The sequence below is a fragment of the Priestia koreensis genome, from assembly GCF_001274935.1.
GTDB classification, from domain to species: Bacteria; Bacillota; Bacilli; order Bacillales; family Bacillaceae_H; genus Bacillus_AG; species Bacillus_AG koreensis.
In genome coordinates this window covers 241,167-255,061 of record NZ_LILC01000002.1, presented here as the reverse complement: position 1 = coordinate 255,061, position 13,895 = coordinate 241,167, and the positions used below count along the sequence as shown (strand labels likewise).

Annotated in this window: 13 protein-coding genes; 6 read left to right on the top strand and 7 right to left on the bottom strand. The window is 41.7% G+C overall.

Translation table 11 applies throughout. The annotated features are described in order from the left end of the window. Nucleotides 1-328: 328 nt before the first annotated feature. The 3 genes from AMD01_RS01260 to AMD01_RS01250 all read right to left on the bottom strand — a co-directional run bounded on the left by AMD01_RS01260 (nucleotide 329) and on the right by AMD01_RS01250 (nucleotide 4,828). A complete protein-coding gene (locus AMD01_RS01260; protein ID WP_053399569.1) occupies nucleotides 329-2,038 on the bottom strand; it encodes a choice-of-anchor I family protein in 1,710 nt (569 codons plus the stop codon). Between the two features lie 326 nt (nucleotides 2,039-2,364). Next, a complete protein-coding gene (locus tag AMD01_RS01255; protein ID WP_053399568.1) occupies nucleotides 2,365-2,562 on the bottom strand; it encodes a cold-shock protein in 198 nt (65 codons plus the stop codon). 232 nt (nucleotides 2,563-2,794) lie between these two features. Further along, nucleotides 2,795-4,828, bottom strand: a complete 2,034-nt coding sequence (locus AMD01_RS01250) for a hypothetical protein (RefSeq protein ID WP_053399567.1) — start codon at nucleotides 4,826-4,828, stop codon at nucleotides 2,795-2,797. Nucleotides 4,829-4,985: 157 nt separating this feature from the next. Between AMD01_RS01250 and AMD01_RS01245 the strand changes: the two genes are divergently transcribed. Both AMD01_RS01245 and AMD01_RS01240 read left to right on the top strand, forming a co-directional pair. After that, nucleotides 4,986-5,588, top strand: coding sequence for a YdbC family protein (locus AMD01_RS01245; RefSeq protein WP_053399566.1), 603 nt, complete (start codon nucleotides 4,986-4,988; stop codon nucleotides 5,586-5,588). 182 nt (nucleotides 5,589-5,770) lie between these two features. Continuing rightward, nucleotides 5,771-6,310 carry a hypothetical protein gene (locus AMD01_RS01240; protein ID WP_053399565.1) on the top strand — a complete coding sequence of 180 codons (540 nt, stop codon included), beginning with the start codon at nucleotides 5,771-5,773 and terminating at the stop codon, nucleotides 6,308-6,310. A 35-nt stretch (nucleotides 6,311-6,345) separates the two neighbouring features. Here the strand turns inward: AMD01_RS01240 and rpiA are convergent, their stop codons facing one another. Continuing rightward, complete coding sequence (gene rpiA / locus AMD01_RS01235; RefSeq protein ID WP_053399564.1) at nucleotides 6,346-7,017, bottom strand: ribose-5-phosphate isomerase RpiA; 672 nt, start codon at nucleotides 7,015-7,017, stop codon at nucleotides 6,346-6,348. A 249-nt stretch (nucleotides 7,018-7,266) separates the two neighbouring features. Between rpiA and AMD01_RS01230 the strand changes: the two genes are divergently transcribed. Next, nucleotides 7,267-8,172: a DUF3298 and DUF4163 domain-containing protein gene (locus AMD01_RS01230; protein WP_053399563.1), complete on the top strand. Its 906-nt coding sequence runs from the start codon at nucleotides 7,267-7,269 to the stop codon at nucleotides 8,170-8,172. Between the two features lie 40 nt (nucleotides 8,173-8,212). Here AMD01_RS01230 and AMD01_RS01225 read toward each other — a convergent pair whose 3' ends face one another. Continuing rightward, a complete protein-coding gene (locus tag AMD01_RS01225; protein WP_053399562.1) occupies nucleotides 8,213-8,656 on the bottom strand; it encodes a DUF3888 domain-containing protein in 444 nt (147 codons plus the stop codon). Nucleotides 8,657-8,953: 297 nt separating this feature from the next. Between AMD01_RS01225 and AMD01_RS01220 the strand changes: the two genes are divergently transcribed. Next, complete coding sequence (locus tag AMD01_RS01220; protein ID WP_053399561.1) at nucleotides 8,954-9,868, top strand: DUF3298 and DUF4163 domain-containing protein; 915 nt, start codon at nucleotides 8,954-8,956, stop codon at nucleotides 9,866-9,868. 149 nt (nucleotides 9,869-10,017) lie between these two features. Here the strand turns inward: AMD01_RS01220 and AMD01_RS01215 are convergent, their stop codons facing one another. Both AMD01_RS01215 and AMD01_RS01210 read right to left on the bottom strand, forming a co-directional pair. After that, nucleotides 10,018-10,974, bottom strand: a complete 957-nt coding sequence (locus AMD01_RS01215) for an anti sigma factor C-terminal domain-containing protein (RefSeq protein WP_053399560.1) — start codon at nucleotides 10,972-10,974, stop codon at nucleotides 10,018-10,020. Further along, complete coding sequence (locus AMD01_RS01210; RefSeq protein ID WP_053399559.1) at nucleotides 10,967-11,467, bottom strand: RNA polymerase sigma factor; 501 nt, start codon at nucleotides 11,465-11,467, stop codon at nucleotides 10,967-10,969. The genes AMD01_RS01215 and AMD01_RS01210 overlap by 8 nt, the downstream gene beginning before the upstream one ends. 536 nt (nucleotides 11,468-12,003) lie before the next feature. Between AMD01_RS01210 and AMD01_RS01205 the strand changes: the two genes are divergently transcribed. Further along, complete coding sequence (locus AMD01_RS01205; protein WP_053399558.1) at nucleotides 12,004-12,195, top strand: twin-arginine translocase TatA/TatE family subunit; 192 nt, start codon at nucleotides 12,004-12,006, stop codon at nucleotides 12,193-12,195. A gap of 222 nt (nucleotides 12,196-12,417) precedes the next feature. Continuing rightward, nucleotides 12,418-13,863, top strand: a complete 1,446-nt coding sequence (locus tag AMD01_RS01200) for an alkaline phosphatase (protein ID WP_053399557.1) — start codon at nucleotides 12,418-12,420, stop codon at nucleotides 13,861-13,863. The last annotated feature ends 32 nt before the right edge of the window (nucleotides 13,864-13,895 follow it).

The following is a 13,895-nucleotide window of genomic DNA, read 5'->3' as shown; positions in this document are numbered from 1 at the left end:
CTTTTTCCCAGCGTCACGAGTAGATAAACCTAAAAGTTATTTGGCCCTATGAAGATTATCGCATGAAATTTATCGTAAAAACACAAAAAGGGCGCCATTATGTTCGTTCCATTACAGTTTAAAACAATCATCATTTTGATATTTTTGTAGAGATTACTCTTTAATAGACGCTTTAAGATAATAAATGGTTACACACAAATAACACATTGATTCCTTTCGTTTCTCCCTTTCCATACTATGTACACACAACCTTTTTGTTTGAGCATTGGCCCTTATGTAAAACCTATTTTTCAATAAAAACCCTTGCCGAACGTATCGGCAAGGGTTTTTATGGTTGTTTTTGCGCTACGCGCTTATCTGTATGAGGGTTGTGAATAATCGCGCTGCTTACTTTTTCATCAGACGCGTTCACATGCTTTTCTGGAGTTGCCTTTTGGAATTCATACACCGCGACGGTCCCGGATATTTCATGTGTGGCGAACAGAAGCGGATGTCCAGTCGGACTTTGTTTCGCTTCTACAAACTGTAAGCCTTCTGGTGAGACGTCTCCTTTTACGTTCTTGGAGAAGTCACGGCCTGTGATGAACTGTGCAAACGTCGGTGCTTTTGGGTTCGTGACGTCATACACCATGATCCCGCTCAGGCGCTCGATTCCGATAAAGGCATACGTGCGCTCACCGACTTTTCCGACCTGCATATTTTCCGGCTCTGGTCCCTTGGCGCTACTACGATCGTCTACTGTCAGGTTGGTACTGTCAGCATTAAACACGTCTGGAAGCAAATCCGCGGTTTTCCGTTCAAAGTCTCTGCCGCTGTCATACACCTGCTTCATCGTGTTGGCGTCTAAAATCGAGAAGGAGCGACCGCCGTTTGTATAGAGCGCTTCGTACGTCCCGTTTTTTTGACCGTCCTCTTTTGATACTTTCACGTCTCCTATTTCATCAAGGAGACCATTACCGATCATTTTATCGAGCTGTGATGGTGAGAACCCTTTGTAATTGGTTGATTTGAGTCCAATCTTTTCTTTTAGATCCTTAATCTTACTTTCTTCTGAGTATCCCTCGTAATCACGCGTATCGCCTTCGTTCGCCGTTATGATATAAGATCCGTTCCCAATTTGAACGGCCTGGATTCCGTCCGGCTGATAAAGTCCAAGAAGCGGCATTGCTTCTGGATTTGCTTTTCCATCTTTTTTCACATCAAGCGCGTTTTGCGGAAGCGAGTGATCCTTCGTTCCCATCGCGTAAATGTGATCAACCTTATTCGTTTTTAGATTGAGCTTGGCAATCGCATTGTTTTCTTGAAGACTCACGTAAGCCGTGTCGCCTTGGACCGTGATGTACTCCGGCTCAAGCTGCTGTGCGATGCTTCCCTTGGAGTTTAGTCGAACACCCTGATCTCTCGGGGCATCTTTTAGCGGTACGTCCGTCACTTCTGCCTCCATTGGACCATGACTTAAATCAATGACCGACACCGATCCTTCTGGGTCTTTTGCATAATCATCGCTTGGTTCTCCTTCGTTTGCAACGAGTAGCTTACTGCCGTCTTCATTAAAGGTCAGCATGTCAGGCTGTGCGCCGACGGTCACATCGGTTAAGAAGTGCCCCTGCTTATCAAGAAACACGACTTTCCCGTTGTCCGTTTTCGGATCGCTGACAACGCTAACGGCGATAAAGTTCGCATGCGGATGTGTCGCGACGCTTGTTACGTCTTTTACGTGATGTAGACCGAGATCTTTCATTTTAATTCGTTTGGTAGGGGATAACGTTTTCGATTTGTTGGATGCTAATGTAGAAAAGTCGACAAGATCAAGCGCCTTCTTTGCGCCGTTCGTTACATACGCCTGCCCCATATACGGATCATATGCTAAAATTTCACTTCCACCTTCTCCTGATTCACTGTCATAGCGTGCAAGTTCATTCACTGAAAGCGGTGCTCCCTCTGGCTTTACGGTTACAGCGGCTTGAGTGGTAAGAGTTGGTGCGAGTAAAAAAGCGGTACTAACTACGGCTGCCATTGTCGTCTTCATCTGTCTCATATTTAGCCTCCTAGTATTCTCGTCGTCTTTTGTTCACCTATATTGTAACGGCCGTTTGTAAATGTACTATTAAGCGGCAGTTAAGATCATATTGACTCTGTTAGTGTGTGCAAAATTTCCCAAAATACACAAAAAAAGTCGCCCGTTTCGGTACGACTATTGAGTACGGCTATTCGTCTTTTCTTAGTCACACAGTTCTAGAATTACGCTCAGAAATGAGAGGTATTCACTCTTGCTTTTACACGGTGTATTCCCGTTTATAATCAATTCACATAAAAAAAGAACCTCTCAAAAAGAGAAGTTCTTTGTATGAGCTATCGCTTCAATTATTTTGTAACGTTAGCAGCTTGTGGTCCACGAGCTCCATCAACGATTTCGAAAGAAACTGTTTGACCTTCTTCTAAAGTTTTGTAACCTTCGCCTTGGATTGCAGAGAAATGAACGAATACGTCTTCTCTACCTTCAACTTCGATGAAACCGAAACCTTTTTCTGCGTTAAACCATTTTACTTTACCTTGTAACATGTTTGTTCCTCCTAGTGTGTTAGACACACAATTGTATTACTATTCTTGCTCTGCGAATCTTTCAAGACGATTTGTTGCATCAATCTTTAAAGCGAACAAAAATAATTAACTTCATATTAACAAGTATACCCTAAAAAAGCAAGGCTTTATCATGAAAAACAGTGCAGTAACTAAAATGTTAAGACTATTTACCTCTTTTGGATAACTTTTTATAAATGATGAAAAAAAACCCTTAACTTAACAGGATGCCGCCACTACTTTCGATCGCTTCTTTCACTAGTCCATACAGCTGTTTGACGCACTTTGGCTGATGAATGAGATGATATGAGGCAGGCAGCACGTCTTCAAAAATGCCGTTCAAATCTTGTGCTCGTTTCTTCTTTGCATTCTTTCCATTTCGTCCATAAGCACTCTGCCACTCGCCGGTTTGCTGATGACAAAGGTTCGTCTGCAGATACGTACGGAGCGCTTTCGAAAAGTGCATGCAAATGGCCGCGATCGTCTCTTCCCGTTTGTCATTTGTTAGATCCTCATGTGACCATCCAGATGGATGTGTGAAGAAGGACCGATAAAATACCTCCGTAAGCGTTGTGAACATAAGAGCTTGAGGCTTCATTCCGCCGTATTCATCCTCCCCAAGTTCAGCAAAACGCCGACAAAGTCCTTTCTCCGTCAAACCATCCCGTACCTCTCGTTTTTGGTAAAATACATCACACGCTTCTTTTACAATTAACGCTAGCATCATATTTGTATAGATTGGATGAACAGACGGCGGCTCATGTTCATCGATCGTATGAACCGTTCGTTCATAGACTTCGTCGACAGAAAAGTAAAGGCCGTTCCGGAGTATTTGACGCTCAACCTGACTATACGCCGTAAAGCCTAGCTCCCGTTTCACATCGTTTAATACTGTCTCTAACGCCTGTCCTGCATGACGCTTCCATTCTTCGCTCTCATCTCCATGCATACAAACATGAAGCTTCTCTATCTGTCCCGTTGAAATGAGATAGCGAATTGTCGGAAGCATATGATGATACGAATCGTTTTTGGTTTCTTGAACCCAAACGAGCGTGTGACTTTGATCGATTTTTTTCATTGTCTTCGTCGACAGTACACGATCATGTTTTTCGGGACCGACAGTAAAAATCCCCTTTTTTCCACCAAAAAATCCGCGGACACGAACTCCTTCCACAAGAGGTGTTAAAAGCTTGCCACACTTGCTTTCATCCAGACTTGTAAGAATGGATAAAATGCGAAGCGTGACGTTCGGATCTTTCGCTTGAAACCGCCAGCACTCTGGCCATTCTTCACTTGTATACGTCCATCTCCCCTGCGGAAGAGAGTGAAATCGTTTTTCCACCTCCTCCATTAGAGAATCAATTAGTAGCGTAAATTCGATCTCCCCTCGCCACGTCTCTTCAAATGCTAATAGAACGTCATCAGTTGGATATGTAAACTGCTTTTCCGTAAAACCATACGCTTCCATTAAGCGCTCCCGCACTTGTAGCGCCTGTGACCGAATGGTCTCGATATACTCCTGCACGTGTTCGGTTGGCGAAACGTTTGGCCTGTTCGCCGTAAAGCGCGTCACGTAAAAAGCCGGTGTTGTTCCAATCAAGTGTCGAAGTGCAAACGGCTCGTGCTCATGCTGTAGAAAGTGACGAGCAAGCTCATGATCTCCTCCGTCACATGCATAAGAAATAGCAGCCTTCATAACGCATTCCTCAATACATGCCTTTGTCTTATCAAACGGCAAAAAGGTTACAACAGCCTCATACGTTGGACTGTCACAAACAATCCACTCAAGCTCATAGTGGGGAGCATGAAGCGCACTGGATTGTAAAAAAGGCTCCTCTCCTAGACCAAGGAGTTGCCTTAAGCCCTCATACCGTTCGTGTCCACCTAAAAAGCGTATCTGATTATAATCCTCTTCACGGCGTGGATAGGGCAATTCACGCTCACGCACGGCTTTTAGGTCCAGCATCTGCGCCGGCTCTAAGTCCTCGTAAAAAGCGGCAATAACCCGCTCATCATATAACAAGCGCGCCCGACTTTTTGCAGAAATAGACCACAGCGTATCATCTAACAGCAGCTCATTCATTTGCTTCACAAGCAAATCTGCTTCCTGATCATCAGCCGTGCCGAGACTTCTCCTTACTTTTAATCCCACCTTTCCTGTAGCATCCTTTCGAAGCGGATGACGAAACGTTACGTACCATCCTCTCCGATTTTGCGAACGGCTCTTACTTGCTCGGTAGACGTCCATTGATGATCTCCTCCATCTCTATCATTTATAAGCAATCTCTGTCTCCTTTTACTATATTCATAGAGATAGGGATTATGTCTTAGTTTGCAATAACGGCGTGAGCAAAAGCAGGAGTTTTTTATAAAATAAGAGAACTGTATAGTTGAGGTGAGAAAAGATGCTTACAAAGATCATTAATTGCAGCGTACCAGACAGTAAAAAAGACCATTTCTCTTATACCCAGCAGCATTGGTCCGCTCTTGCACATGTGAATGGGTTTATTGGGCAGCTAGGTGGTTGGGACATTGATCGCCCAAACGAGGCTTGTATCATTGGCGTATGGGATGATCATGAATCCTACACCGACTTTATGAAGCATACGCATGATTCTCTTTTTTATCAAAGTGGACAAAAGCAAACGTATGACTCCTTACAAGTCAATATTTCAGAGAAATCTTATCTAGCACCCCGGGTCTATCGCTATTTTAGAAGCAGTGCGATGGAAACGACATACATGGTGAAAACCACTCTTGATCTTCATTCTTACGAGGACGACGCGATCACGGACCTTCTCAAAGAGGTCATTCACCCCGATTATCGTTGCTTAACAAATATCGTTACGCGTCTTGACGGCAACAGCGTCAGCATTTTTACGCTATACGGAGTGGCATGTCCTCCGAAAACCACTCAAAACATTACACATCAACATGTCCGTCGTATTGAACAACAGCACTACCGTCTAGAAAAAAAATGGCTCGTTCTCGCACATTCAGGCTCTTAATCCGTTTCGTTACGCTTCCAAACAGGGTATAATGACCTATATAACCACTCATCTAAAATTCCACTGGCTATTTTTTATAAGAAAATCGACCGAAAAACCATGCAATTATTTCAAATTTTTATTGCCAAATGTGGAATTTCATTGTATATACAAAAGAGGTCTATGATTTTTGGAGGAACATAATGAAACGATTCCTGATGCTGTTTCTAGTAGCGACAGTGCTAGTCGGATGCAGCTCTAGACATGAAAAACTGGATTTTGATCGCGTTCACGAAGCGCTCAGACAAGCAGATTATAACGAGGCTATGACTTTATTACTAGAAGAAAAAAATGAACGAGATACTGATAAAATTGACTATTATATTAATAGCGTTCAAACGATACAACGGCTTTTGAATATGTACGAAGAAAATGACTGGGATCAGTTCATACCAGAAGCAACCGCTTATCTGGAGAATGACAAAAATCCTTTTCATAAAGATGTCGCCAAACATGTGCAGGAAAAATTGACGAAGGCGCAAAGCCTGCAAAGGGACTATACGTATATCCAAGGTCAAATTCAAATCGCTGAACAAATGGCGAAGGGAAAAAAGTACGAAGCAGCAATTACCGCCCTAAAGAAAACGAATAACATGACGTCACTTAACCTTCGCATTTTACATAGCTTGCAAAAAGCCAATGCGCTAGAAAGTAAATATATTCTCATTTTACAAACACCATAAGTAAAAAAGCCACCTTCAAAAGAAGATGGCTTTTCTTATACCGTTGTAACCTTCACCTGCTGATGTTCATCTACTGTAATCACCACGTCTGCCATGTCAACGAACAAACCGTTTTCAACAACGCCTGGAATCATGTTCAGCGCACGTTCTAATTCAGCGGGGCGATTGATTTCTGGAAACGGACAATCTAAAATATAGTTTCCGTTATCTGATATGAATGCTTCACCTGCTGGATTTAGACGGAGAACAGGTTCACAGCCTAGCTTCGCAATATGACGAGCCGTCATTTCGAATCCGAACGGAACGACTTCAACCGGAAGAGAAAATGCCCCAAGCGTTTGCACGTTTTTCTTCGCATCAGCCACTACAACGAACATTTTGGAAGCGCGTGCAATGATTTTTTCGCGTAAAAGCGCACCGCCGCCACCTTTAATAAGCGCTGCTTGACCATCTACTTCATCTGCTCCGTCAATCGCAACGTCAATGTGCTCAACGTCTTTTAGCTCTACGAGTGGAATGTTTAACTCTTTTGCTAACATCGCTGTTTGCACTGATGTTGGAATCCCTTTAATTTGAAGACCTTCTTGCACAAGCTTTCCAAGCTTTAAAATGGTATAGTAAACGGTCGATCCCGTGCCGAGGCCCACGATCATACCATCCTTCACATACTCCACCGCTTTTTCTCCTACAAGCTGCTTCTCATTCATATGATCACCTATTTTCTACAAACTTTTCTTCTATCTCTCTGCCATCTATTGTACACTCTCTTTCTATCCCTTGTCAGCAGAAGGCGCCGAGAAATCTCGTGATGTTTTAAAATCATTGGTTGTTGCTTGAATACCTACTAGTCAATCGGGATAAACAATGGGTTATTTACCCAAAGAAAAATATGGTAATTTATTCATGTTTATTTTATACTTTTAAAGTTACATAACTCGCACACAAGGGGGATCATTATGAAAAAGCTTCTAACTGCATGCATACTTATGTTCATGCTGATCGGGGTTTCATCACCTGCATTAACACAAGCAAAAGTAATGTGGGGAAATCAAGAAGTGGTTAAAGGACAAATTGGAAAGGCAACGGTCGTAAAAGCGACTGATTTGTTCAAGAAACAAGGAAATGGAAAATACGTAAAAGTACGCATGCTAAAAGCTGGCGAGGCGGTGCGCGTCTTTTCATTAACGAGTACAATGTATTATGTCGGAAGTTCACAATACGTGAAAAAAAGTGCAAACGTAAAGTATCAAGTGCTTCCTGCTTCCGTTAAGCAGCAGTTCGGTGTAACCGTCACGAAGAAAAGCTATAAAGGTATGACCTATCCGCAAGTGCAGGGTCTTGCAAGTAAACAGGCGGAGGCACGCATCAATCGTACGTTGCTTATGCATGCACAGCGCTCTTACAATTCAAGTATTGAAGTAAAAAAACAAGAAGTACAAGATAAAAAGAACTGGGGAAGTGACCCTTACTGGATTCCTTATAGCTACTATCAAACGTATGAACTAAAGTATAATGCTCAAAACAAACTAAGCGTTATTATGTATGATGGTGTTTATCTTGGAGGAGCTCATGGTACAGAGTGGGCGACTGGGTATAATTTTGATATTAATACAGGAAATCGTTACAGTCTTATAAGCGTTCTTAAAAACCATACGTACGATACAGAAGAATATATCTACAACAAGCTCGCGTATGATGAAAATTATTTCGTCGAAAGTAGAGACGATATTACAGTCAACAACGATAACGCCTTTTACTTCCAAAACAACGGTGTTGCGATCATGTTCACCGAATATGAAATCGCATCTTATGCAATGGGAATGCCGGCTATTTTTGTTCCAAGCACTGTCTACAACTATTAATTCACACAAAAGCTGTGAGGAACAATCCCTCACAGCTTTTTTATTTTATCGGTTCTCCGTGACGATAGTTCAAGAGCTTTGCTACGCTGAACATTTTTCCTTGTTTTTTCGCCGTTTCCTTGGAGGTTACGGGAACCACACCAAATGTCAGCGTATCTGTTCCAATTCTCTCTTTTTTCTTACTGTCGTATACAAGAACATTGAACGTCACGACATAAGGATACTGTAACTTGTGACCATCTTTGGATTGCTCTAACTCTACCACGTCGTAGCGTTGTTCTTTCCAATCATATTGAAGCTCAACAGAGTCCCGCTTATAAAAATCTGCGACGGCATCCTGAAGCTCATCTTGAAACTGATCGACGATCATATGGTCGATTGCTTTCTCCATTCCTTTCACATCATAGGATGACGTTTCCTTTGCCGAGACGGGATGAGTCCATATCAAGAGAGACAATCCACACAAAACGAGTAACTTCTTCATTCCTTCATCTCCTTTTTGGCTAGTATCTTAAAAAAGCACCCATCCTATTCCATTTTCACTTTTTCACGCCCCGCGTTCCTTTTTAAACTTCCACATTCTCTTATCCGTTTTGTTATGATCGTCCCCTATCGATACAGTTAGATTTTTAATTTCCCCCAAAGAAACCCTGTAGCATTAAGGGTTTACCCCGTTTTCTTTAGTCATTTACTACAGTAAAATCGTCCACATTTTTTCTCCTTTACCTTATAATGAGAAAAAGAGAAAGGTTTTAGGGTTATCACAAGGAGGTTACTGATTATGAAAAAAGTATTAGCAGGAACGGTCGCAGCATCATTATTATTAGGGTTTGGTGCAGCGTCTACATCACATGCATCCACGATGACACAGCCAAAAGCGGTACAAAGCCTAGATCCCATTAAAGGACAAATCGGCACGTTAACGATCAAAACCGACACACAAATGTGGAAAAAGGAAAAGGACGGCTCGTTAACAAAAGCGCGCATGCTAAAAGCAGGTGAAGAGGTTCGCGTATTCTCGATGATTGACGACATGTATTATGTAGGAAGTTATCAATATGTGAAGCCAGGAACTTCCGTTACGTATAGCGCAGTGCCACAGCAAGAGCCTGTTAAAGTCGTGAAAAAGATGTACAAAAACAAAATTTCATATCCTCAAGTAACGGGAATGGCGAACACACAAGCGCAAACTCGAATTAACCGCGTCCTCTCCATGCACGCAGAGCGTTCGTACAATGCATCTGTATCACTGAAAAAAGAAGAAGCGAAAGCGAAGAAAGATTACGATGGAAGCTACCCGTGGTACGCTTGGGAGTATTATAATTCCTATGAAATCAAGTTTAATATGCAAGGTAAATTAAGCGTGATGATGAATGACGGTGAGTATACAGGTGGTGCACACGGAATCTATTGGCTAAAATCCTATAACTTCGACACAAATACCGGTGAACGCTACAGCTTAGGTACAGTCATCAACCATAAAAATAGTGCAGTACAGCAATATGCCTTTAACTACATGATGAACCAAAACGGCATGTTTGACGTCGAAAAACTCTCAGACGTTAAAATTGATGAATCTCGCCCGTTCTACTTCCAAACGCGCGGAATCGGCATCATGTTCCAACCATATGAAGTCGGTCCATACGCAGCAGGCACACCAGCAATCTTTATTCCTCATACGTTATATACGAAATAATGCAACGCCATTAATAAAATGTTAAAAACAAAGGCAAAACCTGCTTAGGTTTTGCCTTTGTTCGTGTTAGGGTTTGTTTCATCCGTTCACTTATCCATTAACTTTTCTCCATAAAAAAACAAGCCCTCGTCAAAGACGAAGGCTTGTTTTTAATACTTCTCTACCGTAGCTCCTAGCACGGATGCTCGAATATAAGGCTTATTTTGATAGCGCTTGAGATCCTGAGGCAACCCGCTAATAATGACGCCAATGACTCGCAAATCACGAGGAGAGTGTACTTCTTTCTCTTTTAGTGACTTTAAAATAGGCGCAACTTTTTTTGCATAAGGCTCCTGGTCTTTTAATGCGTGAAGTGAGCTCATAAATAAATCAGGTCCGTAATCAGCGCTTTTAAAACCATACACGCTAGAGGCGGTGTACACCTCTCGTGGTTCCGTCTGTGCATTTCGGTCCTTTAGCTCACGCTTTGAATAGGAATCTACCCACATCCAATCGAGATGATCAGATAAAATCATATTTCGAACTTGTTTGACCGTGTAAGGCTTATCAAAAGATAAGGAAAACTCCGCATTTAAATTGGGATCCATTTTATCTAACTCGTCCAAATCTTGCGGAAAGGATCGGTAATAAATGCTGGGATGGTAAAAAACGAGCGCGCGTTCCCCCGTTTTTTCATCGTAATAATCCCATCTTTTTTCGGAATCATTGTATGATCCCGTCTCTCCCCATAGCGGGTCAATCGTCTTTGCCTTTCCAAAAGGACCGTACTCACGCGTAACCGTGTCCCATGGAATAGGTCGGTTGTTAATTTCTTTTATAAAGGTTGTCGTTTCTGTAACCAAAAAAATATGGTTGTGGTGAACCGTGCGCTTTTCTTCAATATTCGGTGATGCGATGTGATACCAGCTTGTGCGGTATCGATTTTCTTTTTTTATTCGCTCTTTTAATAACAAATTGCTTGTTAGTAGGAACAAAACAATCAGAACAGTCGATACAATCGCCGCGATGATGATCGTTCGAAAGATAGTCTTTCGCTGCGCACGCTTCACCACTTGTTGAAATCGGCCATTGCCAGGTGACCCCTGAGAATGATGGTCCTCAAACATCCTGATTTGTCCTCCAATACTCTTGAATAAACTTTTTGCGTGCTCTGTGGACAGTTGTCTTCACAGTGCCTACATTAATATCCAACTCATCAGATATCTCTTTATATTTTAACTCACGACCGTACTTCATGACCAATAAATCGCGATATTGTGGCTTTAATTTATTTAAAACCTTTTTAATGAGGGATTGTTTCTCTTTATTCAACAGTACATCTTCAGGTAAAGTTGTTTCATATCCGTCTTCCATTTGAAAGGATTGAACGATTTTTTGCTTACGCTGCTTTCGTCTCGCCATATCGTAATAATGGTTCACCGCCACGCGAAACAACCAGCTTTTCACTTTGTCCGCTTCAACCGAATCAATGTTGACTAAATATTTGTACAATGTCTCCTGCGCCACATCCTGTGCATCCTCTGGATTTGCACCAATTTTTATTAAGTGCTTTTGAACAATATCCATATACGCATGGAGCTCCTCCTGAAACCCATCCATTTTTCATGTCCTCCTTTCCTCTTCATTTGTTTCTCTACTATTTGTTTTCATTATTAGTGGTCTATACTTATCTGTCTTAGAATTCTTGTCTATACGTACTCTGCCTCCAAAGAGGTCTTCACCTGCTTACATATGGCTAAGATGAAGAAACCGTGCTCTTCTATCCCCTCCGTCATGCTCTGTTTCAGACTGTTTCAGATCGTTTAAAAACGGTCAAATTCACTCATTTTTCTTGAGTTGCCTCTATCATAGCAAATTTTTTGGGGGTAGAATTAAAAATGTGAAATTATGGTGTAACCTTTTTTATTTTTAGGAATAAATACCTATTAAAGACGATAAAACACCGTAAATAACAGGGAATGTTTGGCTTTACAACAGTTTAAAAATACCTATTTTTCTTGAAAAATCCATACCTTATTTAACGTCTCCCTGTATCCGTTTTTGTGAAGCATATCACACTGTTTTTACTATCTCTTTGCCCCCAATTACGTTATAATAAAGCTAGAAAACTATTATGACGTTAGGAGACGATTAAGATGAATTTAGGATTTGGAGAAATTGCTTTAATTGTCTTTGTAGCACTTTTATTGTTCGGTCCAAAAAAATTGCCTGAACTAGGTAAAGCAGCTGGTAAAACACTTCGTGAATTTAAAGATGCGACAAGAGGCATCATGGATGACGACAAACAACCAGAAAAAACAGACAAACTAGAAAAAAAAGACGTATAAGTACTTCTTGCATGACGAATGATCTTTTAGCGTCATGCTTTTTTTATGCCTATCTTCTGTCTCTATCTACCTCTCCTTTTCATCTCAATCTTCTTCGTAATCATTCTAACTTGTCACAAAATCGATATGGTTTCTTAACAATTTTTAAACAGCCCTTCACAGAACATTCACATTTTTCCTCTACCCTTAGAGATAATAAAAGTTGAAGGGAGCTTGTACACAATGAAAAAAAGCTGGAAGAAAAAAATGATTCCATTTGCTACTTTATCTACTTTAGCCGTCGGTGCCATGATCGGAACAGGCCTATTTGATCGTTCTGATGCCGCTGAACAAAAGCCTACCTATCAAACTCAAAATGAGCTTCAGCAGGAAGCCATGAAAGAAATTAAAAAGAAGCATCCTGAAATTAAAAACGTGATCTTTATGATTGGAGATGGGATGGGTCCTTCTTATATGGCCGCTCATCGCTACATGAAAGATAATCCAAATACCCCTCAAAAAGAGCTAACAGAATTTGATAAGCACTTTGTTGGGATGCAAACGACATACTCTGATGATGACCACGAGAACATTACCGACTCTGCCGCTGCTGCGACGGCTATGTCAGGTGGTAAAAAAACGTACAACAACGCAATTGCGGTTGATAAACAAAAGCACGAAATCAAAACGGTTCTTGAACAAGCAAAAGAAAACGGGATGTCAACCGGATTAGTCGCAACATCGGAAATTACGCACGCAACTCCTGCTTCATTCGGTGCTCATGATGAAAGCCGAAAAAACATGGATCAACTTGCGGATGATTACTACAATGAAATGATTAATGGAAAACATAAGATCGACGTAATGCTCGGTGGCGGTAAAGGTAACTTTGTCCGTAAAGACGTTGATTTAACGAAAAAGTTCCAAAAAGACGGATTCCGTTACGTCACATCAAAGGATGAGCTGCTTAAAAGCAAGGACAAGCAGGTTCTTGGTCTGTTCGCAGACGGCGGCTTACCTAATATGATTGATCGTCCAAACGAAACGCCTTCGTTACAAGACATGACGACCTCAGCCATTGATCGATTAAAATCCAACAAAGACGGATTCTTCTTAATGGTAGAAGGAAGTCAAATCGACTGGGCAGGCCATGATAACGACGTTGTGGGCGCGATGAGCGAAATGGAAGACTTTGAGCGTGCTTATAAAGCAGCCATTGACTTTGCGAAAAAAGACAAGCATACCCTTGTTGTTGCGACGGCTGACCATTCGACAGGTGGCTTCTCACTTGGTGCAAACGATGAAAAAGGAACAGGAATCTATAACTGGGATACGGCTCCTATTAAAGCAGCGAAACGAACGCCCAATTACATGGCAGATCAAATCGTAAAAGGAGCTTCTGTTGACGAAACGTTAGCTCAGTACCTTGACTTAAAATTGACGCCTGAAGAGCTTCAATCCGTAAAGGATGCCGCTGCATCTAAAAACGCAGTGAAGATCGATGACGCAATTGAAAAAATTATCAATATGCGCTCTCACACTGGCTGGACAACGTCTGGTCATACAGGTGAAGAGGTTGGCGTGTATGCGTATGGCCCAGGAAAAGAAATGTTCTCTGGTCTCATCGATAACACGCAGCAAGCTGAAAACATTTTCTACATTCTTGATATGAAGAAAAAGCACCGTTAACACACGAAAGTCAGAAGGAATGATCCCTTCTG